This is a genomic window from Paraglaciecola aquimarina (genome assembly GCF_032464635.1).
Taxonomy (GTDB): domain Bacteria; phylum Pseudomonadota; class Gammaproteobacteria; order Enterobacterales; family Alteromonadaceae; genus Paraglaciecola; species Paraglaciecola aquimarina.
The window spans coordinates 3,243,261-3,267,552 of record NZ_JAWDIO010000002.1; the positions used below are offsets into that span (position 1 = coordinate 3,243,261).

The following is a 24,292-nucleotide window of genomic DNA, read 5'->3' on the forward strand; positions in this document are numbered from 1 at the left end:
GCATTTTTTCAAATGAACAACCGCACTATTCACTTGAAAAAATGGCCTGTACAACAGGCCAAATTGTATTTAGCTAATTAAAACTTAGCTCTTACGCCAATAGCATAACGAGAGCCGTTGTCTTCAATGCTATAAATTTGATTAGCAAAGCGGCCTGTTTGTACCAGCTCTTCTTCGGTAATATTGATACCTTCGAAGAATACAGTGAAGTTTTCATTGATATCGTAACTACCACTGATATCCCATTGTCCGTATGTTTCAGTATTAACAGGTTCACCGGTACTACCGTTATCAACTAAACGTAAGAATGACTCACGATTGTTGAACGCTAGACGAGCTTGCCAATTATCAGCTTCGTAGAATGCCACTAAGTTCTGTGAATCGCCTAACCCTTCTAAGGCGAATCCTTCACTAGAGCTACTATCCACTACAGTTGCATTGGCAATGAAACCAAAACCACTTTCAAAAACATGAGTAATAGCAACTTCATACCCGCTAACTGTACCGGTCTCACTATTGCGTGGACGACTAACTGTGTAATCTTCTTGCGCACCATTTAATTCGTCAATGTCGGCGACATTGGCGTCTGCACACAAATCAGTATTGGCTGTACTACATAAGAAGTCTGGCCCAACACGATCAGTCATGGTGTAGGTTTCAATGCCACTAGTAGTCACAATAAAGTCTTCTACTTCTTTGTTAAACACGGCAAACGTGAAGAAGCTTGCATCGCCGTAATACCACTCATAAGAAATATCCCAGTTTTCAGAGGTGAAAGGTTTTAAATCTGGGTTACCACCTTGGGCAGTTAAGTTTTGACGACGTGGTTCATTAAATGTTGTAGCAGGTGACATTTGTGACATTGTCGGACGAGTTAACGAATCGTAACTCGCAAAACGTAAGACCATATCATCGGTAAGAGCTAACTTAACGTTGAGGCTAGGTAATAAATTAGCGTAGTCTGCACTGCCAACAATATCGTTTGGCGCTGAGTAAACGTTCTTAAATAATGTCTCATCACTGGTCTTAACCACATCACTGATAAAACTTTGTACCGCAAATACATCTACCGATGTTTGTGCATAACGTGCGCCTAAGTTAACCGTTAGTGGCATATCACCTAAGTCATGTTCAAAGGTAAAGTCCATATACAAAGTGGTAATATCTTCGTTAATGGTATAACGGTTATTTTGCAATGACGTTTCAATTGGATTGCCGTCACTGGCTAAGAAATCAACATATTTGTCACCGTCATAGGTGTAAAACGTATCAATTAAGCCAGGGAAATAGTTTTTAGCTGTGAACGATTTAAAATCTATTACGTCATTTGGGGCTTCAGTGCCGTAACCACAATAAACACATTGGCTACCAAAAATTTGAAAACTCGACTTTTCACGTTCTTGTCTATAAGCACCAAATCGAGCCGTTCTAAACACATCGCTGTCTGCGGTGTAAACAAAATCAGCTTTGAATTCAGTTATTTCATCTTCATCAGTGAATTTATTGCCTTTCTCATTGTAATGCAAACGAGATAGATCAGCGTCTGGCAAGCTGCCATTTTCGAAGCCATCGTGACGTACAGTTGGAATTCCACCTGTGCTATCGAATTCATAATTATTGATAATACCCACTACATTAAAACGATCTTTACCCGCTAAATCGTTTTCTGCTTCTGAAGTAGATAGATCGAATGTCGCTTCCAACTGGTCTGTAATAGCCCACTCAACATTTACCCCAAAACCTTGAGTAGTAGAATCTCTTGAATTTCGAGTGTGAGATACAAAATCCGTCGCTGGGTTACCACTACCTTGCGCGTCAATCCCCATCTCTTGAGTAAACGAAACGAGTGTTCCCGTTGCTTCGTCAATTTGTGCAGAGCCAACACGATCTGGTTCAAACCATGAAGCCAAATCAGTCACTTGTGAATCAACTTCAAATTTAGAAACAAAGCCGTCAACTGTTATTACAACATCTTCAGATGGTGCATATTGTAAAACTAAGCTGGCATTTGTACGTGTGCGCTCTTGTTGGTCAACAATTTGATCCCAGTTTCGTGGAATGTAGGCATTTTCAAAAAGTACACCATCAACTGAGTTTTCAATGCGTTGATTAGGGCGCCATCCGGCTGTTTCAATGCGGTTAATTTGCACATCACGTTCTTGATGGCTTATCGCTAACAATGCACCAAATTTGTCATCGGCAAATGTATTACTAACAAGTACTGATGCTGAAGGCGATGTTTCCTCAGATAAACTCTCGTATACACCTTTTGCAGAACCCACCAACTGAAAGCCAGTATTATCAAAAGGTTTAGCTGTTGATACGTTAACCGTACCACCCATGCCACCTTCTTGCAGGGTAGATTGTGATGTTTTGTATATATCTGCGCCAACAATTTGGTCTGCCGCTAAGATATCAAAATTGAATTCTCGACCTGAACTATCGGTAGCCATTTGACGACCATTAACCAATACCGTATTAAACTGTGGACCAAAACCACGAACGGTAACAGCCTGCCCTTCACCACCGCTACGGTCAATTGATACACCGGTAATACGTTGTAAAGACTCAGCTACGTTTAGATCAGGAAACTTACCTAAATCCTCTGCTGCAATCCCGTCTGAAACCACGGCAGACATTTTCTTGTCTTCCATAGCACGTTTCAAACTGCTTACCACACCACGTACTGATATAACTTCAATATTATCATCTTGTGGTGCCGCCTGTGCCGCGACATTGCCGCTAGCAAACGCCGTAGCCATGGCGATGGCTAATGTTGTGAGTTTTGTTGAGTGTTGTGTGCGTACTTTCATATTATCTCCCCCTTAGAAGATGTTTTTTTACTTTTATTCTAAGCTTTAATTGCCAATCATTTATAACTGAACAATTCTAGAATTTAGGTCAAAATAGGTGTTTTTAGCGTGTTACGCATGCCTTACTTTGGCAATTGCTTTTAACCAGCCCTGATAAAGCTTCTGTCGTAGTGCATCGGTAATCGTAGGCTTGTATACTTTGTCGCTCTGCCATAAAGCAGCTATCACTTCTGTACTTTGATAAATACCTAGCTGCAAGCCAGCTAAATAGGCGACACCCAAAGCCGTGGTTTCCGTTATTTCAGGTCTTTCAACTGAAACATTTAATAGGTTGGCTAAAAACGATAAGGTCCAATTGCTGCTAGACATGCCGCCATCAACGCGTAAAACATTCGGTTTCAAACCATCATGCTCCATAGCCAATTGCAGATCTTTGGTTTGATAACAAACTGATTGCAACGCCGCTGTGACAATTTCTGGGATACCAGCATCTCGGGTTAATCCTAAAATGGCCCCTCTTGCATCAGGATCCCAATAAGGAGCACCTAAACCAGTAAAAGCAGGCACCATATAAACGCCATGATCTAATGGGGTATTATTTGCAAAACCGTCACTTTCACTTGCATCTGATATTATTTTTAAGCCATCTCGTAGCCATTGAACCGTTGCGCCAGCCATAAAAATGCTGCCTTCAATCGCGTAGGTTACTTCACCGTTTAGACGATAAGCGATGGTAGTGAGTAATTTGTTGTTTGATTTTAACGCGGTCGAGCCAGTATTTTGCATGACAAAACACCCTGTACCGTAAGTACTTTTTGCCATGCCAGAGTTGAAACAAGCTTGTCCAAATAGCGCCGCTTGTTGATCGCCCGCCACTGCACAAATTGGAATACTTTGTCCAAACAACGAAGCGCTGGTTTTACCAAAATTGTCGGCAGAGTCTTTCACCTCTGGTAACATTGACGCAGGGATAGAAAATAGCGCTAAAAGCTCGGGGTCCCAGCACTGTTGGTGAATATTAAACAACATTGTACGAGAGGCGTTGGTGGCGTCGGTCATATGAGACAGTCCCCCGTAAGTTGCCAAAGCAAATAGCTATCTACCGTACCAAATGCTAACTCTCCGTTCTCAGCTTTTGCTCTTGCTCCGTCAACATTCTCTAAAATCCAACGTACTTTCGTCGCCGAAAAATACGAGTCTAATAGTAAACCTGTTTTGTCGCTTATCAGCGCTTTGACATCTTCTGTAGCAATACTGTCACAATATTCTGCGGTGCGGCGGTCTTGCCAAACAATGGCATCATAAATTGGCTGGCCAGTAGTTTTATCCCAAACTAAAGTCGTTTCTCTCTGGTTAGTAATACCAATGGCATAGATCTGATTCACTTCAATTTGATTTTCAGAAATGACATTTTTGCAGGTTGTTAACACAGACTGCCAAATATCTGCTGGCTTATGCTCTACCCAACCATTTTGAGGAAACTGCTGAGGAAACTCTTGCTGAGATCTAGCATGTATGCGGCCTTTTTCTGTAAAAAGTATTGCCCTAGAACTCGTGGTTCCTTGATCAATGGATAAGAAAAAACCTGACATATTAAAAGACCCTTATTAAACTTGAACACGATAATAAACCAAAACGAACATAAATCAACATTTATTAACATTAAATATTCATTTAATTACATCGTAAAGTTCATTAGCACAATTTCATTAACAAATAATGCACCTACTTTGGTACAGTTTTCTAATTAAAGCCAACTAATTATACGTTTCTAACAAAAATATCTACTTTGCCTGCTGAGCACAACGAACGGCTATATCGACTGTTAGTGTTTTTGCCAGTAATAATTAGCTATTACAGGCCTTTAGTCATAGAAAACAAGTGAAACTTCATGGGAGCTGACATGATAAAAAAATGTAACAAGAGGTATACTGCAAGCACAGTTTAAGCGCTACATAAGCAGTATTTAAGCCTGAAATAGAACTATGTTACAGAACGCTGTAAAATTGAACATAATTTAACAAATGGATAACTATCAAAATCTCTAAATATTACTAATAATTGATAAAATATGTTCCAAAACGAACTTCAACTGGATAATATAACGAAAACATAAATTAACATGTTTAATCCACTCACCGAGCGTATTGAATGTGTATCGCCTAGCCTATCAGGGCTTTAAGGATTGAAAATGCCACAAAATACCCGACAAGTTGCATTAGTTAAACATTTACAGGAAAAGGGCTTTGTTGGTATCGAAGAGTTGGCTTTGCACTTCGATGTCACACCTCAAACAATTCGGCGCGATTTAAATTATTTAGACGAGATTAATTTAGTCGTTAGACGACACGGCGGCGCAGAAACAACCAATACTTCCACTACAGCGAATACATCTTATCGTTCACGAAAAATTATGAATCTTGAATCGAAAGAAGCTATCGCCAAAGAGCTAGTCAAAATTATTCCAAATGGTGCGTCGGTATTCATTAATATAGGTACCACCACTGAAACCATTGCCCGTGCGTTAATGAATCACCAAGACTTAAATATTGTTACCAATAATATTCACGTGGCCACCATACTGTCTGCTAAAGAGGATTTTACTGTGATAGTGGCAGCTGGCGAGGTACGTCACAAAGATGGAGGGATCATTGGCGAAGCAACATGTGACTTCATTTCCCAATTTCAAATGGACTACGGCATTATCGGCATTAGCGCCATAAGTAATGATGGCTCATTACTAGATTTTGATTTTAGGGAAGTAAAGGTAGCACAAGCCATAATAGACAATTCTGATTGTATAATTTTGGCAGCTGATCATTCTAAATTCGGCAAAAGCGCTATGGTTAAGCAAGGCAATATCACCCAAGTTGATCACCTATATACGGATCAAAAATTGTCACCAGAGTTGTCCGAATTATTAGCCATGAGTAAAGTTCAAACGCATATAATAGAATAAAAAAACCTTGTTACTAAACATAGTAACAAGGTTTTTGTAAGCGCTCTATTTGCCCTAAGCTTTAGATTGCCTGTAACTCAAATATTAAAGATGTTTGTGGGAAAAACGCTGGCAACTGCATACCAAACTGTTGTAATACTTCACCCGTAAACACCTGCCCTTCTATTTGCCCTAAAACCGATGGCGAAAACTCCTGTATATTTGTTGGCCATATAAGATTTAGTTGATAACGTTTATCCGTGTCTAAGCCAATAAATCGATACTTATCTGGGTTAGTACGCTTGACTTCATTGACACTGTTGTAGGCGTACAAAGCATGAGTTTTAGCTTGGTTAATGATACCAAAATCCACTGAAAAGCCATTTTCATTCATACGTACTATGTCACCACTATGGATGAGTGAACGATGCTTTTTATGTAGCGCGATAATTTCTCTCAAGGCTACTTTTTCATGTTCGGTCAGTTCTCTAGGATCCATTTCTATGCCCATATGGCCAAAGAACGACACCGCTGAACGCATTTCAATACTAACCCGACGTCCTGTGATATGACAGTCTCTAGGACCAACATGGGCGCCCATTATCTCGGCTGGGAAAAAGAACGAACAGCCTCGCTGGATAGATAAACGATCCAACGCATCGTTAGAATCAGACGTCCATACTCGGTCTGTATGAGACAGTACGCCGTAATCAACTCTGCCACCACCCGACGCACAACTCTCAATTTCTACATGCGGGTGCTTCGCCTTTAACGCATCAACAAGTTTATAAAAGGCCAGTGTTTGCTGATGGATTGCCGGTTTACCCAACAAATTACCTGGATGGTTATAATCTCGATTATTATCCCATTTTATGTACATGATTTTCGGATATTCAGTCAGAATCTCATCAATCACGGTAAACAAATAATCAGTCACTTCACTATTAGTTAAATCTAGCACTAACTGGTTTCTAAATGATAATTGCTCGTTGCCTTCGGTTGCTAAAGCCCACTCTGGATGCTGACGATACAAGTCGCTATCGGGGTTCACCATTTCAGGCTCAAACCACAAACCAAACTCTAATCCTTGACTGTTTACATGATCTATTAATGGTCCTAACCCTTCAGGATAAATATCTTTATCGACATACCAATCACCTAAGCCTGCCGCATCACCTCGGCGGCCATTAAACCAGCCATCATCCAGTACAAATCGCTCTACACCTAATTGACTGACTTGATCGGCTAATGACGTCAAGGTATCCATGTCATGATCAAAATATAATCCTTCCCACGTATTGAAGTGGACTGGACGAGGTTTATTTTTTACTTCTGTACGTAGGATATTGTTACGCACATGACGATGGAAATTTTGCGAAAGCTCACTTAAACCAGCGTCAGAAAAGCTCACGTACAAGTTTGGACTTTGATAACTTTCGCCTTGTTGCAGGGTTAACTCTCCCGGTGCCAATAATTCACCAAGTTGCGCGTAGTTTCTACCTTCTGGCAAATGCTCAACTCTTGTTCTGTGATTTCCACTCCATCCCAAATGGAAACCATAACAATCTCCAGTATGTTCATCGGTGTTTTTACTATGTAGGATCACGCTAGAAATTATCGTGAGATGTTTTACCTTTGCGGTTTTCACGTAAGAAGCTGCCCATAAACAAGTCAACTTCTTTGCGCAAAAATTCATTCGACCAACGTCCTTCAAAAGACAGAATTTTATTAATATTGTCTGGTACTGGAATAGTTGGGGCGGCACACCAATGCACATCTATTGGCTGCTCAGCTGAGTTAACTAAACGGGTAGACGCAGTCAAAACATTAGACTCTTGGTCTAAATTTAAGCGATGAATGACTTCAATATTGCGAATAGTATCAACACTTACAAACTCAACCGTTTGTTGATCGGGTTGTCTAACCTCAGTTAGCTCTCCCCTAAAGACCATGCATTATGATGATTACTGATCTCTATTCCCGGAGCGCCGGTAAACCCTTGTCCACTTAAGGGTGACAAGCTAATTGGCGCTTCTACCACCACTGCACATTTCACTTCTTGTCTCGTGGCTAACTGTCTAACCATAATGACAGAACTAGTGTCACTTAGCACTTTGCCCCAATATAGAATGCTCGGTGTTTTAGTTAAACAATCGATTATTAAACTAGTTTTCTGGCTATTAAGTTGTACATAACTTGGTAATTGGCTCATCAAATGCTCCTTATTGGTGTGATCTCATTTTTATCACATTAGGCATAATCATCATTACTTTTCACTTTAATGTTGTCTATATTACGTACAACCGTAGCCGTGAGTTAACAATGGGTTAATAATTTGCGTCTATATTAATTAATTATTTATAAAGATCCAGTATAATTGTTCGAAAACAAACAAAATAAGTTCGTTTATTTTCACTTTGTGTTACATTATTGTAATATCGCTAATAGCAAGGTATACCTTCCTGTTAGCTTCATTAAACACTATTAGAGAAGAATTATGTTAGGTATTTGTTACTATCCCGAGCATTGGCCAGAACACATGTGGCAACAAGATGCGCAAGAAATGAAAGCTCTCGGTTTACGGTTTGTCCGAATAGGTGAATTTGCATGGTCTCGCTTAGAGGCGACAGAGGGCAATTATAGCTTTGAATGGTTAGACCGCGCCATTGACACACTCGCTGCAGCAGGGCTAGAGGTGATCATGTGTACGCCTACTGCCACCCCCCAAAATGGTTAATCGATAAGTACCCTAGTATTTTACCAGTAGATATTAATACGGGAAACGTAAGAGGTTTTGGCTCTCGTCGTCATTACGACTTCTCTAGTCCGGATTACTTGCGTGAAGCCCTAAAAATATCAGAAATAGTAGCCAAACGATATGGCCAACATCCGAGTGTGATAGGTTGGCAAACAGATAACGAAATTGCTTGTCATGATACTTGTCATAGTGGTTCTGAACATGCAAAACTTGCGTTTCAGCAATGGTGTAAAAATAAATACCAAGACATTGATTGCTTAAATAGTGCATGGGGTACCGTATTTTGGTCGATGGAGTATCAGGACTTTTCACAAATTGAGTTACCCATTCTTGCGGTGACGGAAACGCACCCCGCACATCAACTCGCCTACCGACGTTTTAGTTCTGACCAAGTTGTACATTTCCACGATGAAATGATTAAAGTTATTAGGCAACATGCCCCAAACCGTTGGGTTACCCATAATTTTATCCCTATGGCCGATACCCAAACCGACAACTACGCCTTGGCGAAAAATCTAGATTTTGTTAGTTACGATAACTACCCTCTTGGCCGTAGTGACTTATTTTTTGCTAATGCCCCAGCTGAAAAGTTCAAACCTTATATGCGTACTGGGCACCCCGACTACGCCAGTTATGCATTTGATCAAAGCAGAGGGATAAGCAATCAGAATTTTTGGATAATGGAACAACAGCTAGGACCCGTAAATTGGGCTCTTCATAATCCTCGTCCAGAAAAAGGTATGGTTCGACTATGGTCTTGGCAGGCTTTCGCACACGGTGCTGACTGTGTTTGTTTCTTCAGATGGCGCCAAGCCCCTTTTGCACAAGAGCAAATGCATGCAGGTATTAAACGTAACGACAACTCCCCCGCGCAAGCTTGGCACGAAGTCGAACAATTACACGCTGAAATGCAACAATTTTCGCTAAAAATGGGCAGCAAGGTAACGGCCAAAGTAGCGATAGTCACTGGCACACTGAACCAGTGGGTAACCGAAATTGAAATACAAGGCACTAGCTACAGTCACTTAGAAGTAGAGTTTTCATATTACTCTGCGCTTAGACAATTGGGCGTTGCTGTTGACTTTATTTCAACTGAAGACGACCTAAGCAATTACGACATGGTTGTTGCACCTTGTTTACCAATAGTCAGCCAAGCCTTTGTCGAAAAATGTAAAGCTAGCCACGCTCATTTTATATTTGGTCCTCGTTCAGGAGCAAAAACCGATGAGCTTAGCCTAGCCCCTAATTTAGGACCCGGATTATTACAGCAACTTATTCCGATTAAAGTCTTAACCACTGAAACGATAAGGCCTGATTGCAGTGAAACAATGACCTTCAATGACAAACAATATGAAAGCAGTCGTTGGCGAGAAGAGCTAGAAATCAATGCAGATATCACAGTGTTAGCGTCAGATGCTAGTGATAGCCCAATGGTTGTACAAAAAGACAATGTCAGCTATATCGCTACCTTAACCTGTGATCAGTTTTTACAAGATTTATTTGAAGTTATAGCCGAAAAAGTAGGCGTAAATACAATTAGATTAGCGAAAGACATGAGGATCATGCAGCGCGATAATCTAACCTTTATCTTCAATTATTCTGGCAATACATTAACGTTCCCGACAGAAGCAGCGGAAAAATTGGGACGCTTTGTTGTGGGTAAAGCAGAACTTGCACCATACGATGTTGCTGTGATCGAACATCAGTAGGATCACTATCGTCATAAAAAAGGGTTAGCTATTATGGCTAACCCTTTTTAGAACTCAGATTGCACTTCCTAATTGCCCACCTATCGGCGAAGTTGATTTAATGTGTAATACACTTTTTCAACACCAACACTACGACCAGTCACATCCTTTAGGTCAGGAAAATCAATTTGTACTAATTTATCTGCAGTCAGAGGCATGTCGATGGTCACGGTTAATTTATCGTCTGACAAACTGACCTTACTTGGCATCACGGGCTCAAGATTCATTTTAGGCGAACCATAATTACTACTGTAATGATAGTTCCACTGTTGCACTGAGAAACTAGATAAGGCCACCGACTTAACATCAACTTTGTCGGTAAAGGTTAATTTAAAACCTGTCTTGGTCAACGTTATATCGTGTAACTCAAATGGGTTTGTGCCATCCCAAACAACTTTTTGTAAGCCAAATGGTTTGCCCCCTTTAGCGCCCCATCCTCTTGCCGTTTGGCCAATCCATAACTGCCCTTTTATATCAAATTCGGTACGAATGTTGCCACTTTGGAAACCATTCATAAAGTTAATCACTGCGCCTTGATAGCGACCGTTAACGTTGTCTAATAACACTCTGAATATATTTGACTGTGTTTGATCACCAATAAATATTTGTCCGGCAAAAGGCCCAAATTGGCCTTTACTGGTATCCCACGCTGGATTTCCTGGCGAGTTGGCGACTTCAATATGCGGGATCAGTGCGACGGGTTTTTCACGTAATTTATCGAAGACTTCTACTGCCGTGTTAGTGATTGATTCTTTGCTGTAACCCGGCCTTTCAGCTAAGGATACTGGGTGTCCGTAAAACTTACCTTCTTGTAACAAATGAAAAGTAGAGGTCGGAACCCAATCGCCTTGATTATCGGTGTAAAACAGTTCTCCCTCTGGACTCGCGCCTAACCCAGCTGGAGAGCGAAGTCCCCATGCATAAGGAGAAAACGTCCCCTCTTTTGACACTTTAAAGGCAAAACCACGATAACCACCCGAGCTGCCCATTGCGCCTAAAGAAAACTGGCCAGGGCCCCATGGCTTAAGTTTAATGTCCCGTAATAATTACCTTGTTTATCTTTTACCGGTCCAAAGGTAAATTCATGATAATTATCATGAAAATCCCAATCATCCACAACCATTTCATATTCGTCTGCCTGACCATCATTATCGGTATCTGTTAGCCGAGTAAATTCTGGCTTTTGCGCGACCACTATGGTGCCATCGTCATCAACTAACAAACCTGTAGGTTCGTGTAACCCTTCGGCAAACTTTGTCCACTTGTCACCCGTTAGTTTCCACACATCACCAAAACGTGTGGCCACATAGATTTCGCCTGTTGGTGTAGAGTCTAATCCCGTTGCATGAAATCGTACATCGGCCGGTGTGTCTATAGTGACAATGCTATAACCATCTGGCTTGTAAATATTTTTAGGTGCGCTCTGTGCGTAAACTGAGGTTGAACCAACTAACAACAAGGATAATCCAAGCGCTTTCGTTATTTTATTCATTTATTAATCCTTCTTACTTAGCTGATAGTTGAATGCTGAACGCGGAAGAGTTAGCGTTAATCGTCAACTTGTTGCCTTGAATTTTTCCATCAGGGCTGACTATTTTCACCTTGTCGTTGGTCGGTAAATCAAACGACACAAGCGTATTTTTGTTAGACAACATCTCATAGTTCAATGTTAAGCCCGTGGCCGACATATTTGAGGTCGTTAATTTGTAATCTACCGCGCCTTGTTTAAAGTAAAATGCAGGTATCCCTTTATTGGTCATTTTTTTGTACTGGCATTGACTAGCATTTTGCATAGCTAAACTATCATTTTTGCCTATCAGCCATTCACCTAACACTATGCTGCCATCTTTACCTCGACTCTCAACATTCGGCCCCACATTAAGTAGATCCCCGGTCCATACACCGACCACGTTGCAGCTACGGGTATTGAATGCATAGTTAATTTTCTCAGGAAAACCAACAGACACCGAATAGGTAGGTAAATCATGAATTTTTTTACGTTGAATAACAGGCTTATTTTGCGCTGTCACTAAAACCTTAGTGTCCATCATTATTTTATGGCTACGAGTCGATAGACCAAATAACTTAACACCTAGATCTTCGGTAGTGACAAACAACGCTAAATTTTTCTTCCAGCTATGTTTCGTATCAGAACCCACAATGTATTGAAACTTTATCTTTTGTTTGCCTGGCTTTAACGGCCATGTGCTGGCATTGGGATTAGCCTTAGTCACTTCTTTGCCGTCAATGAATAAGCTGGTCGGATTTAACTTCCAAGTCTCAATATGCAGTTTACTTGGTTCTTTTGGTGCGTATAGAATGCCTTCAAATTGAATCGCATAATATTTTACTTCTGGTAATTCAAAGTCCATTAAGTTCTTTGTCAAAGCACCCGATTTAATTAACTTGTCTTCGCTGACTGTTACATCATTTTCATCGGTCATTTGATATAGACGATAGGTCAAGTCTGCAAGTCCTTCACGCTTAGACATAATAAATGCCACCACGTCTTGCAGTTGTTTATCAGAAAACATCGCACCAAAAGCAGGCATCCCCTTTTTATTAAACCCTTGCTTTATGTTCGCTAATATTTGTGAAGGCTGTTCCCCGTGGATCCATTCGCCATCTTTTAAGTTAAACCCTGTTGCACCACTCAAATCCTTTGCATGACACGCCGCACAAACTTGCATAAACAAGTCTTCCCCGGCCTGTACTGCGGTAGATTTCTGAGATAATAATGTGAGTTGTTCATCGAGTTCATTGGCCAAAGTATGGCCCGACCCTAAAGCCAAAACTAAAGGTAATAAAGTGAATCTATTCATTAACATGCCTTTGTTGTTACTTAGTCTGGTTTGTTTTTTTGCTGTCGACTAAAAATATGAAATAAAATTTACAAACAAATTACATTATTTATAAATGAAATTCTATTCGCATATATAATTTCATAACCTAAAAAACCAAGTAACGTAAAGCTTAAATAATAATTGATAAATAAACAGAACCAGTTAGTACCAAATTCAATTGGTTTTATCGAATCTGGTCGTCATTTTTTAAGGGGGCAAGCAGTAAATAAAAAATCCACGCGAACCAAAAAACAAAGGTGGTCAATAACAACCAAGCGACTTTTTCACCACCTTTAGTGCGGTGCGATGTGGCAATCTTAACAATGGGAAATAACCAAATGCAAACACAACTAAACCTAATAACGTAATACTAATAATGCCCATACTTTTTGCTCCTTACTTTAGCCGTTAAATATAACGCCTATGTTCTGCCAAATAACCAAGTACTAAAAAAATAACGATAATACTCAGCCCTCTGTACATATAGGGGATCATCATTAGAAGTTGATTAACAAAAGGGGTAGCAAAAACAACTAAAAGCCCATAGCCAAATGCACAAACCAGTACAAAAATAATGGTTCGAACAATAAAATGATAAGGACTAATCATACGCTTTATGTGCTTATTCAATACATCACCATAGACCACTAAAACAGTGGCTAAAATAGTTAAGGCTATTTCAGAATTATACAGCTGCGTGATGCTGGTTAATCCTTTTAGCCCATCAATCAGTAATTGCATTGGCTAACCTGCTAAGTCAGCGAATAATTGCAGCATACCCTGCTCGTCTAATACCTTCAGCCCTAAAGATTCCGCTTTAGCTAACTTTGAGCCGGCTTTTTCGCCAGCTACAACGCAACTGGTTTTAGCAGAGACACTTCCTGCTACTTTAGCCCCCAGACTCTGCAGTTTTGCTTTGGCTTGATTTCTATCCATTTCTTGTAAAGTGCCAGTTAACACAAAAGTTTGCCCCTCAAGCGGCAATGAACCCTGTTGTTGCTTCTCGATTTTCGGCCAATGAATGCCCACTTCAAGCAGCTCAGAAATAACGGCCATGTTATGTTGTTCTGCAAAGAAATTCACTAGATGTTGCGCCACAATCACGCCCACATCATCCACTTCCTGCAAGGCCTCTACATCGGCTTGTTGAATTTTTTCTAGCTCACAAAAATGACTGGCTAAATTGGCAGCAGTAGCCTCACCCACTTCACGAATTCCTAGTGAATACAAAAACTTGGCTAAAGTAGTTTGTTTACTCTTTTCTAAAGACTTAAGTAAATTAGCAGCAGACTTTTCACCCATTCGCTCCAGGTTAGAAATTTGCACTAATTCTAATTTGAAGAAATCTGCGGGGGTTTTCACCAAATCCAGATCGACCAATTGCTCGATTATTTTTACACCCAAACCATCAATATCGAAAGCTTTACGAGAAGCGAAATGTTTCATTGCTTCTTTACGCTGTGCGCCGCAGTACAAACCACCCGTGCAACGGGCTACCGCTTCATCTGCTAGTTTTTCAACGGTTGAGTCGCACACTGGACATGTAGCTGGAAAAGCAACCTCTCGCGCATTGGTCGGTCGCTTGTCGGTGATAACAGATACCACCTGAGGAATAACATCGCCGGCTCTACGAATGATGACTGTATCGCCTATTTTTAGGCCCAGACGCTGTATCTCATCTTGATTATGCAATGTGGCGTTTGATACCGTGACGCCGCCAACAAATACAGGGTCAAGTCTAGCTACAGGCGTAATAGCGCCAGTGCGGCCCACCTGAAACTCCACGTCTAACACTTGGGTCATTTCTTCTTGCGCTGGAAACTTATGAGCAATCGCCCAACGTGGTGCTCTGGCGACAAATCCCAATGACTGTTGCAGCTCAATATCATCCACTTTAAATACTACGCCATCTATATCGTAATTGAGCTTATCCCTTATTTCACCTAAGTAGCGGTAATATGCTAAGCAAGCATCAGCTCCTTTTGCTACCTGCAACTCTTGACTCAAGGGTAAGCCCCACTGGGCCAATTGAGTTAATCGTGCTGAATGACTATTGGCCAACGGTTGTTGCTCATTTTCAACCAAGCCCAAAGAATAGGTAAAAAAGAGTAGAGGCCGTTTAGCGGTAATGCGCGAGTCTAATTGACGTAAACTTCCCGCCGCGGCGTTTCTTGGATTAGCGAAGGGCTTTTTGTCATTTTTAATTTGTTCTTTATTCAGTAAGGCAAACCCATCTCTGCTCATCACCACTTCACCACGAACTTCCAAGCGCCGTGGAAAATTGTCGCCACGAAGCCTAAGAGGAATATTCTTTATGGTACGCACATTGGCCGTGATGTTTTCGCCTACTTTGCCATCACCACGGGTCGCGCCCCTGACCAGTTCTCCATTTTCGTAAAGCAAACTAACGGCTAAACCATCAAGCTTTGGCTCGCAACTGTAGTCAATTTCAGCGCTATCTTTAAGTCTGTCTTGCATACGTTTTTCAAAGGCGTAAAAAGACTCTTGATCAAATACATTATCTAGGGACAGCATAGGGACTTCATGCTCGACTTGCATAAACTCCCCCAATGGCATGTCCCCTACTTTTTGACTAGGAGAGTCTGCCGTTGTTAATTCAGGGTAGTCTTTCTCAATAGCCAGAAGTTGTTGCATCTGCCTATCATATTCGGCATCGGGCACACTGGGTTGATCCAGTACATAATACTGATAGTTATATTCATTAATAGTGTTCTTAAGCTGTTGCAGGGTGTGTAGTGTGTTTTGCGGCGCTGCCATAAAAGCATTCCATACTGATAAAATAACAATTTTGCCCTAACTCACGTCAAGGCAAACATAAAACAAGGGGTGGGTTTGTTATCGTTGTAACATACGTTGACGTTCAAACTCTCGAATTTTCTCTACATATTGTTGCAGACTTTGTTTAGTTAGCAACGATCGGCGTCCGTCATAAATCTGTGCAGAAAATTCATCAGCAATCTTACGAGCGGCATTATGCATCATGTTAAAAACTTGATGAGGGTCACCTTCTATGGGCAATATCATAAATAAAGACACGCCTTGGGTGGTAAAATTTTCCAGGTTATCAATATCAAAATTGCCCGGCTTAAACATATTCGCTAAACTAAATAATACTGGCCCTTTGCCATTGGAATTGACGTGGCGATGGAAAATATCTTGCTCACCAAATTTAAACCCTAACGTGAGTAGCATGGGTAACAAAGCGGCCCCCGGAATAGACGTTTCTTCAGCCACTTTAACGTTAAGTACTAGTACTTCCTGTTGCACTTCCTGCTTGGCTTCTGGTGTTGCTTTTACTCTTGGCTTGGCTTGATTGGTTTGGGCCTCGGGTTGCTCATCGAAATCTATTCGCAGTTGATCTTCCGCTAATTTAGGCTCCCGTCTTTTACGCTCAGTTTCCGCTTTTTTGCGTTTAACTAAATTAAATGCTTGGTCAGTTAAACTTTGCTTGGCTTTAACGTCCGCCTCTGGAGCTACCTCAGGCTTTGCTTCTTTAACTGGTGCAGCGGCTTTTGGTTTAACGTTATCATTGGTTACAGGTGCGGTTTGTTGCTCTTTTTTCAATAAAAATGGTGGTGGTTCAGGTGCATCATAGTTATCAACACTCGCCGTTCTTGCTGGATTCAAATCAGAACCTGATAGCTGATTTCCCTGCACGTTACTGGCTGCAGAATTGGTTGTTGGCGTATCCGATTGGGCCTGGGAGCGCGCAGTCGACGTCGCCACAGATTGCTTTTCTTCTTTAGTTATCGCTAAAGTTTGTGCTGCTAACGATTGGTACTTGTCTGTATATTCTGGTTTCGGCTGTGTGACGACCGAGGCGTAAATTTTACTTTTCGGTGCTTGTGGTATTTCAGCCTTGGCAGATGTCTCTGCAGGTTTGTCTGTGACTGGCGTTGGTTCTTCCGTTACCGTAGCAGACGGTTCGACCTGCTCGCTAGGAACCGCAGGTTTATCTGCCGCTTCATCGGCCCCCTGCTCGGCTTTACTAGGACTCGACACCACTCTAACTGCACCTATGCCTAATTCATCGAATTGCTCTGGTGTATTTAGAGGATCGTCGGTAGCAATAGCAAAATCGTCATCTAACTCATCATCGTCAATCTTAATATTGGGGATATTATCATCGTCAGCATCATTCCAATTATCGTCAGACTGCCAACCTTGAGATTCAAGTCCTTGCTCGTTTTGTTCATGTTTGCTGTTGGATTGTTTTTGTTCACTGTTTTTTCGCGATATCCAAATACCGTGAACCAACACCCCTATTATGATACAACTACCTAATACCAATAATGACCAACGTAATACATCACTTTCCATCGATTAACTCTTACTCTTATTATTTTTAACGGTTACTAAATTACGCATGGGCTATCGCCACTGCTTCATCAACATCAACTGCTACCATTCGCGAAACACCTGGCTCTGCCATCGTCACACCGGTTAAGTGGGTGGCCATTTCCATAGCGATCTTGTTATGGGTAATATAAATAAACTGAACGCTTTTAGACATTTCAGAGACTAGTTTACAAAAACGTCCGACATTTGCATCATCTAATGGTGCATCGACTTCATCCAATAAACAAAATGGCGCCGGATTTAACCTAAAAATGGCAAACACCAATGATAATGCGGTCAGCGCTTTTTCTCCACCAGAAAGCAAATGAATTGTACTATTTTTCTTACCGGGAGGTCTTGCCATAATTGTTACCCCTGTTTCTAACAGATCTTCGTCAGTCAAGGCTAAATAGGCAGAGCCCCCACCAAACACCTTGGGAAACAACATTTTTAGATCTTCGTTCACTTGTTCAAAAGTTTCTTTAAAACGAGAACGGGTTTCCTTATCTATTTTTCTAATGGCTTGTTCCAATATGTCCAGCGCAGAAACTAAGTCATCGTTTTGATCATCTAGATGTTTCTTGCGCTGTGCTTGAACTTCGTATTCTTCAACAGCGGCTAAATTAACGGCACCGAGCCGACTCAAAGATGCAGAGGTTTTTTCCAATAATACTTGCCAACTAGCTTCGTCTGCATCGGTAGGTAAATTTTCTAATACTTGTTTTATGTTTAGCTGCATCTCTTCAAACTGCTCGAGCACACCTTTGGCACGCACCCTATATCCTTCGCACTCTAGCTTGATACTCTGTAGTTCGGTTAACATAGATTGGATCTTATCGGTCACGCCTTGTTGGCCTTTTTCAGCTTCGAGCAGCTTTTCTTCGACTATGCCTAATTTGTCGGCAATATCCGATTGTTGCAGTTCGAGCTCGGCTTTTTGCTCTAATAGCTGTTGTAAATTTTCTTCTTGCTCTGCGAGTGGCGAAGCAAGTTCTTCAATTTCAGCTGTTAGTAAACCCAGTTTTTCCGCCATGCTGGCATTTAATTGCAATTCTCGCTGCTGACTTAATTGCAAATTTTGATATTGACTTTGGATACTTTGTAGATGCAACGCTAAGTGATGTAACTTACTTTTGCTATCTTCTAGGTTCGCTCGGCGCTGCATCACTGTTTGCTGTTCATCTTCTCGCATACGCTCCAGCTCTAACTGTTGCTCTTGCGATTCTTCTACCAACATTTCCAACTCTTCGGCTTGCACAGATAAGACTTCTAAAGACTGTTGTTCTTCACTGAAGGTTTGTTGTTGACTCGCCAACTCTTGGGATAATTTATGATTGCGAGCTAGGTTTTGCTGTTGCTGCTGCAGCAGCAATTTTTCTTCACTTCGGCCTTCAAATAAGTTACGCGTAACAGCTTCTAGTGCTTGTTTGGCTTGGCTGTGCTGCGCACTAGCTTGTTTTACTGTAGCGCTTTGTTGAGCTAACTCTGCTTGGACTGATGTTAACTGCTTAGCGAGTAGCTGTTGCTCTTCTTCTAAAGCTTTAATTTGACTCGCTCGTTTTAATAAGCCTGCTTGCGTATCGCCTTTGCCGTTAATCATCCAATCGGCTGCTAACCAGCAACCTTGTTTAGTTATCACGCTTTCGCCGGCTTGTAAGTTTGCCGCTAACAATTGAGCTTGCTGTAGATCCTCAGCAAAGTATATAAAATTCAGCCAACTGGGATACTCCGTATTATTCAACTTAGTAGCGATAGTATTCTCTGGCGCCACTTGCTTATTGGGCTGCTTAAAAATCCAAATTAAACCTTGTAGGTTGGCTAAATCATCTTGCGAACTTGCGTCTTTATCTACCAACAAAGCACTTTGCCACTGTTGAGTTATGGTCTCGAAAGCCGTTTCCCAGCCAGGAGCAATATCAAGAGTTTGCCACCAAACATGGCTGTCGATGCCCAAAGCATCTAACTGTTGTTGGCTAATAGTCAGCTCATTAGCCGAATTTTGTAATGCATTTAACGCATCAAATTGGGCAGTAATACTTTGCAATTTTCCTTGATGTTGAATGACTCTTTGTTCTGTATCTTTTTGCTCTGCTAGTGCTAGTTCAAACTGCTGCTCGCTTTCTAAACATTGTTCAGTACCTATTTCAATTTGACCTTGCAAATCTGCATTCTGCCTTTGGATAGCCTCAATTTTTGGGGTTAGTGTGATATCAACTACTTCTGCCAATTCTTCTTTGAGTTCACTAATACGCTGTTGGGTACGCAATTGCATCGACATCAGTGATTGAATTTTACCGTGGCAACTCTGCGCTTGGCTTTTACGTTGATTAAATTCTTGTTCTTGGTGACGCCATTTACTTTGATTGCTGTTTGATTGTTCTTCTATTTCAAACAACTGGCTCTGTAACTGCTCAACCTGTTCTTCAAGTAATTCTTTTTCAGGTGCAAGTGAATCAATCTGTGCTGTTAACTCTTCTAATCTTTCAATATTTTGTTGTTCTTGTTGAACGTTTTCATTTAGCGATTGCTGTAAAGTTTGAATTTCTTGTTCAATTTGTTGTCGCCGTTGTTTGGCATGCAATTGATTTTGTTCGATGCGGGTTATGTCTGTGCCAACTTTGAAACTTTGTTGCTGCAAATTAGCCAAGTCTTGCTTAAAATCTTGTTGTTGCTCTTTCCAAGCACTGATGTCTTTTTCGTCGCCCCGTTGCTGCGCTACATATGCCTCAATGTCTGCATTCTTTTTATTTATATCAGCTTCAAGATGTTCAATTTTGTCACTGTGTTTTAACCATCGAATGGCGGCCAATTCTGCTTTGTATTTACGTTCATTATGCTTGAGTTCTTTATATCGCTTGGCAGTGGCTGCTTGCCTTTGCAGTTTATCTAGTTGTTGGCCTAACTCGCCTCTAACGTCTTCAAGGCGTTCGAGATTTTCTTTACTATGACGAATGCGGGTTTCGGTTTCTCGGCGTCTTTCTTTATATTTAGAAACGCCTGCGGCTTCTTCAATAAAAACTCGCAATTCTTGTGGTTTTGACTCAATCAAGCGAGAGATCATACCTTGTTCAATAATCGCGTAACTTCTAGGCCCTAAGCCCGTGCCTAAGAACAAATCGGTAACATCTCGTTTTCGGCATTTAGTATTGTTTAGCAAATAACTAGATTGTGCGTCTTTAGTGACAATACGTTTTACCGACAACTCATTGTATCCGGCGTATTCTCCTTGAATTCGACCAGAAGAATTATCAAATACCAACTCAACACTACACTGAGATACGGGTTTACGGGCGCTCGAGCCATTGAAAATAACATCTGTCATGGCATCGCCACGAAGATTCTTAGCAGAACTTTCACCTAGTACCCAACGCACCGCATCAATAACATTTGATTTACCGCAACCATTAGGCCCGACAACAGCTGTCATTTCAGAGGGGAATGGGATGGTTGTAGGGTCTACAAAAGACTTAAATCCTGCCAACTTTATTTTCTTTAAGCGCATAAATTAAAAGCAATCACCCTAGTTATTATTAGTATTTGCAAGCGTTTTTTAATTCCATAGTAGATTCACTAAAAGAATGTACCAAAAGTCATCAAGTGTAACAATTGACGTTTTGATCTATCCACAAGCTTAAGTATAATTATGCCATTATTTTCTCTTAAATGACGTATTTTCAAACAGTTAATGCGTTGCAGGTGCATAGTGAACTATTTTCTTCAGGGCTTTACCTTAATTAGTACTAAGGGACTTAAACGATTTGTATTCATTCCTTTAGCCATAAATTTAATCCTATTCTCTGTGGCTTTCTATTTCTTATTTGGTCAAATAGAAAGCAGCATTACGTGGATGGTGGACTTGATCCCAGACTGGGATTGGTTGTCTTGGCTTAAAACAGGCTTAGCTTATATTATTTGGCCAATTGCAGTGCTGAGTATTTTACTCATTTTTGGCTTGATATTTGGCACCTTAGCCAATTGGATTGCTGCACCGTTCAATGGTTTATTGGCTGAAAAAGTAGAACTGCATCTAACGGGCCAAAGCTTAGGTGACTCAGGTCTGATGGATATCGTCAGAGATATTCCACGCACTTTTGGTCGAGAACTGGCTAAATTAAGTTATTACCTACCACGAGCGGTCGGCTTCTTAATTTTATTTTTTATATTGCCTTTAGTCGGGCAAGTATTGTGGTTTCTTTTTAGTGCTTGGATGATGGCAATTCAATATTGTGATTACCCATTCGATAATCACAAAGTTCCTTTTGGACGAATGAAAGACGTCTTGAAAAACAATAAATCTCAATCCTTTAGTTTTGGTATTACAGTGAGTATATTTTCGCTAATTCCAATAGTGAATTTTTTAGTTATGCCAGTAGCAGTCTGTGGTGCGACAGCGCTATGGGTCAAGGAATTAAAGGAACAGGTATAAAACAACGGCATTATGCTCTGCTATTGTTAACAGTCAAAGCAAGAGCGATTGGACGTTTAAAGGGGGCTGGGCGTAAGCACTGCCCAGTAAAAAATGCTAGCGCATAATACTGCTTGATCCAAAAGGCGAAGACCGAAAATTAGCGAGGTCAGGTTTGTTAATTTTATTTGGTAGTTGCGCCCCCACACAAATATCAGCTTGCAGTTACCTTTATGAATATTCTGCAAAAACCATGTAGTTATTACGCATCACTATCAAACGAGATTGGCATACCCTTGTTTTTAAAGGACTTTTTATTGGAATACATTATGCTTCACCTAGAGCACTATTAACTGTACAAGGAAATATAATGCGAACCATGATCGAACCCGGAAATAGCTTTCCTGAATTTTTTGTTAAATCGAAGGACAATATAGATACGCCTCTGACTCGAGTAGCACCAGCAGAAGGGGATTGGCAAATGGTAGTAGTTTATCGAGGCGTACATTGCCCTAAATGCGCAGAATACCTAAACGAGTTAAACCAGCTACATGAGGAATACAAGAACGCCAATATCGACATTGTGGCGGTATCTGCTGATTCGGTTGAACAACTAAATACCTTCTTGCAAGACAAGGTAGACGATCTTCACTTTGAAGTATTAGCTGAACTATCAGAAGTGCAAATGACCCAGCTAGGTTTATATGTATCTAGCCCCAGAAGCCCTAAAGAAACTGATCACCCTTTTGCAGAGCCATGCATTCTAGTGATCAACCCCGATAATAAGTTACATATTGTTGATAAAAGTAACGCACCGTTTTCTAGACCAGATCTGTCAAAACTCTTAAATGGCATTACGTTTATTCAAGGAAATGACTACCCTATTCGCGGCACATACAAAAGTGCATAAGGTCGAGTTACTCGCTTCTTATACCAACAAGTATTGACCATCGCAGATTGGTATCATAAGACAAAAATGCCAACTATCTAGTTGGCATTTCTTATAGGGTGTCAGAATAGACCTATCAAACGCTAATGTTGTTCGCTGCCCACTGCATATCGTTTCCTCATCCATTTAGTGTTTACTTTGCAATTCGTTTGCCGACATGCTTTGACTCGTCATGTTAGTTGTTTACGGGCTTTGCTATCGTCATAATGCTCTGGCCTTTTTTAACCGATGGCCCAGACAAACCATAAAGCGCAAAGCCGTCGTTCGGCGCGAGCACCGTTTCAACCGATTTACCAAAGTAGCTTTTGATTGTCCCCAATGTATCCCCTTTATTAACAAACTGCCCTGTTAGCAACTTAGGGAACCACAATCCAGAATGATTAACGGTAACTGCAAAGGTATCTGCAAAATAACGAGTGTTCCCTAAGGTACGGGGATTGTGTGGTGTATTGATATTACCTTGTGATGCTAGCACTTTAGAACGAATACCAAGGATCTGAATAGCGGCGTCTAATCCTTCGACTATGCTTTGTATATGCTCGGGCTTTTTTGATCCGTTTTCGCCTATTTCAACTAAAATCGTTGGCAAACCACTGGCTACGGCTTGCCTGTTAAGCGAACGCCGCTTATCTATTTGTTTTTGGGTGTTCATTTTATAGGTGACAATATTTGGCAATTGAAAGCCTTTGGCTACCCTAATGGCTAACGAGTAATTGCTAGATAACGGACCACCATAAACCCCTACAAAAGCGTCTAACCATTCAGCTCCATCACCACTATGCAAATCAATAACAAAATCGGCTTTTGCGATAACTTGAGTCGATAGACGCCAAGCAATTTTATCGGTTTGGCTACCATCTACTCTACCTGGAAAACTTCGGTTTAGGTTTTTCCTATCAGTTGGGTTGACATAGATACTTTTTTCTTCAAAAGCGGGAATATGGGCAACCCGCACAGCTATGATACTGCCACTTAGATCTTTGGGGTTGATGTTGGCTAACCATTTTTCGGTAGCTAAAATACTGGTGTATTCATAACCGTGTACACCGGCAATTGTGGCTAATACTGGACCGTCATGACTGCCGTTGATAACGGTAACTGGAATAAATGTTTCGGGTTGGGCTTTTGTGCCGCCAACAGAAATATTAATATCGACTCGGCTACCATTAACGACTGAAGTACCAGCGACCTCAATGGTACGTGCAACCACAGTATTAGAAAATAACCACAGCGCAACAAACATTGCACTATTCAACACTTTATTCTTAACATTCATATTTGTGCAGTACGCCTCTTTAAGATTGATGTAACGTAATCGTATCTTTGTTAATCCCATGACGAGTTAATCCATCACCGTCATTGCTTGCTAAATTTAGCGACCAATAGTGCATAGATGGGTGGGAAATAATCCTCACAGTGTATTGACGTAAAAAGTATAAGTGAAGGATTGGCTACCGTAAAATCCATACTTTAGCTGTA

General features: G+C 41.0%; 13 protein-coding genes and 3 pseudogenes. 5 read left to right on the forward strand and 11 right to left on the reverse strand.

The window, feature by feature from the left end; all coding sequences use genetic code 11:
• Positions 1–77: 77 nt before the first annotated feature.
• A complete protein-coding gene (locus RS130_RS16095) occupies positions 78–2,813 on the reverse strand; it encodes a TonB-dependent receptor (RefSeq protein ID WP_316026766.1) in 2,736 nt (911 codons plus the stop codon).
• A gap of 111 nt (positions 2,814–2,924) precedes the next feature.
• Positions 2,925–4,405: pseudogene (gene glpK / locus RS130_RS16100) on the reverse strand (glycerol kinase GlpK).
• Between the two features lie 599 nt (positions 4,406–5,004).
• Between glpK and RS130_RS16105 the strand changes: the two are divergent.
• A complete protein-coding gene (locus tag RS130_RS16105) occupies positions 5,005–5,772 on the forward strand; it encodes a DeoR family transcriptional regulator (RefSeq protein WP_316026767.1) in 768 nt (255 codons plus the stop codon).
• A 61-nt stretch (positions 5,773–5,833) separates the two neighbouring features.
• On the opposite strand, the pseudogene RS130_RS16110 reads toward RS130_RS16105, so the two are convergent.
• Positions 5,834–7,963: pseudogene (locus RS130_RS16110) on the reverse strand (alpha-galactosidase).
• A gap of 351 nt (positions 7,964–8,314) precedes the next feature.
• Between RS130_RS16110 and RS130_RS16120 the strand changes: the two are divergent.
• Positions 8,315–10,026, forward strand: a pseudogene (locus tag RS130_RS16120) (beta-galactosidase); the annotation flags it as partial.
• A gap of 45 nt (positions 10,027–10,071) precedes the next feature.
• The gene (locus RS130_RS23885) at positions 10,072–10,218 is read left to right on the forward strand and encodes a Beta-galactosidase C-terminal domain (protein ID WP_428982864.1); all 147 of its coding nucleotides are present in this window, start codon (positions 10,072–10,074) and stop codon (positions 10,216–10,218) included.
• Positions 10,219–10,298: 80 nt separating this feature from the next.
• On the opposite strand, the gene RS130_RS16125 is transcribed toward RS130_RS23885, so the two are convergent.
• The 7 genes from RS130_RS16125 to smc form a co-directional block, all read right to left on the reverse strand.
• Positions 10,299–11,246 carry a PQQ-dependent sugar dehydrogenase family protein gene (locus RS130_RS16125; RefSeq protein ID WP_316026770.1) on the reverse strand — a complete coding sequence of 316 codons (948 nt, stop codon included), beginning with the start codon at positions 11,244–11,246 and terminating at the stop codon, positions 10,299–10,301.
• A gap of 5 nt (positions 11,247–11,251) precedes the next feature.
• Complete coding sequence (locus tag RS130_RS16130; RefSeq protein ID WP_316026771.1) at positions 11,252–11,749, reverse strand: DUF7133 domain-containing protein; 498 nt, start codon at positions 11,747–11,749, stop codon at positions 11,252–11,254.
• 13 nt (positions 11,750–11,762) lie between these two features.
• Positions 11,763–13,079 (reverse strand): c-type cytochrome, encoded by a 1,317-nt coding sequence (locus tag RS130_RS16135; protein ID WP_316026772.1) that lies wholly within the window; start codon positions 13,077–13,079, stop codon positions 11,763–11,765.
• A 429-nt stretch (positions 13,080–13,508) separates the two neighbouring features.
• Positions 13,509–13,841, reverse strand: a complete 333-nt coding sequence (locus RS130_RS16140; protein ID WP_316026773.1) for a DUF3392 domain-containing protein — start codon at positions 13,839–13,841, stop codon at positions 13,509–13,511.
• A 3-nt stretch (positions 13,842–13,844) separates the two neighbouring features.
• A complete protein-coding gene (gene ligA, locus RS130_RS16145; RefSeq protein ID WP_316026774.1) occupies positions 13,845–15,878 on the reverse strand; it encodes an NAD-dependent DNA ligase LigA in 2,034 nt (677 codons plus the stop codon).
• Between the two features lie 78 nt (positions 15,879–15,956).
• Complete coding sequence (gene zipA / locus RS130_RS16150; RefSeq protein WP_316026775.1) at positions 15,957–17,441, reverse strand: cell division protein ZipA; 1,485 nt, start codon at positions 17,439–17,441, stop codon at positions 15,957–15,959.
• Positions 17,442–17,481: 40 nt separating this feature from the next.
• Complete coding sequence (gene smc / locus RS130_RS16155; RefSeq protein ID WP_316026776.1) at positions 17,482–20,961, reverse strand: chromosome segregation protein SMC; 3,480 nt, start codon at positions 20,959–20,961, stop codon at positions 17,482–17,484.
• 201 nt (positions 20,962–21,162) lie between these two features.
• On the opposite strand from smc, the gene cysZ reads away from it, so the two are divergent.
• Positions 21,163–21,885 (forward strand): sulfate transporter CysZ, encoded by a 723-nt coding sequence (gene cysZ / locus RS130_RS16160; protein WP_316026777.1) that lies wholly within the window; start codon positions 21,163–21,165, stop codon positions 21,883–21,885.
• 349 nt (positions 21,886–22,234) lie between these two features.
• Positions 22,235–22,774 carry a redoxin domain-containing protein gene (locus tag RS130_RS16165; RefSeq protein ID WP_316026778.1) on the forward strand — a complete coding sequence of 180 codons (540 nt, stop codon included), beginning with the start codon at positions 22,235–22,237 and terminating at the stop codon, positions 22,772–22,774.
• A 214-nt stretch (positions 22,775–22,988) separates the two neighbouring features.
• Here the strand turns inward: RS130_RS16165 and RS130_RS16170 are convergent, their stop codons facing one another.
• Positions 22,989–24,089, reverse strand: coding sequence for a M14 family metallopeptidase (locus RS130_RS16170; RefSeq protein ID WP_316026779.1), 1,101 nt, complete (start codon positions 24,087–24,089; stop codon positions 22,989–22,991).
• Positions 24,090–24,292 lie beyond the last annotated feature (203 nt).

Excerpts from the sequence above, each read along its gene's own strand:
- RS130_RS16095 (WP_316026766.1), bottom strand. The coding sequence starts at position 2,813 with ATGAAAGTACGCACACAACACTCAACAAAACTCACAACATTAGCCATC.
- RS130_RS16105 (WP_316026767.1), top strand. The coding sequence starts at position 5,005 with ATGCCACAAAATACCCGACAAGTTGCATTAGTTAAACATTTACAGGAA.
- RS130_RS23885 (WP_428982864.1), top strand. The coding sequence starts at position 10,072 with ATGCAGCGCGATAATCTAACCTTTATCTTCAATTATTCTGGCAATACA.
- RS130_RS16125 (WP_316026770.1), bottom strand. The coding sequence starts at position 11,246 with ATGGGCAGCTCGGGTGGTTATCGTGGTTTTGCCTTTAAAGTGTCAAAA.
- RS130_RS16130 (WP_316026771.1), bottom strand. The coding sequence starts at position 11,749 with ATGAATAAAATAACGAAAGCGCTTGGATTATCCTTGTTGTTAGTTGGT.
- RS130_RS16135 (WP_316026772.1), bottom strand. The coding sequence starts at position 13,079 with ATGAATAGATTCACTTTATTACCTTTAGTTTTGGCTTTAGGGTCGGGC.
- RS130_RS16140 (WP_316026773.1), bottom strand. The coding sequence starts at position 13,841 with ATGCAATTACTGATTGATGGGCTAAAAGGATTAACCAGCATCACGCAG.
- ligA (WP_316026774.1), bottom strand. The coding sequence starts at position 15,878 with ATGGCAGCGCCGCAAAACACACTACACACCCTGCAACAGCTTAAGAAC.
- zipA (WP_316026775.1), bottom strand. The coding sequence starts at position 17,441 with ATGGAAAGTGATGTATTACGTTGGTCATTATTGGTATTAGGTAGTTGT.
- smc (WP_316026776.1), bottom strand. The coding sequence starts at position 20,961 with ATGCGCTTAAAGAAAATAAAGTTGGCAGGATTTAAGTCTTTTGTAGAC.
- RS130_RS16165 (WP_316026778.1), top strand. The coding sequence starts at position 22,235 with ATGCGAACCATGATCGAACCCGGAAATAGCTTTCCTGAATTTTTTGTT.
- RS130_RS16170 (WP_316026779.1), bottom strand. The coding sequence starts at position 24,089 with ATGAATGTTAAGAATAAAGTGTTGAATAGTGCAATGTTTGTTGCGCTG.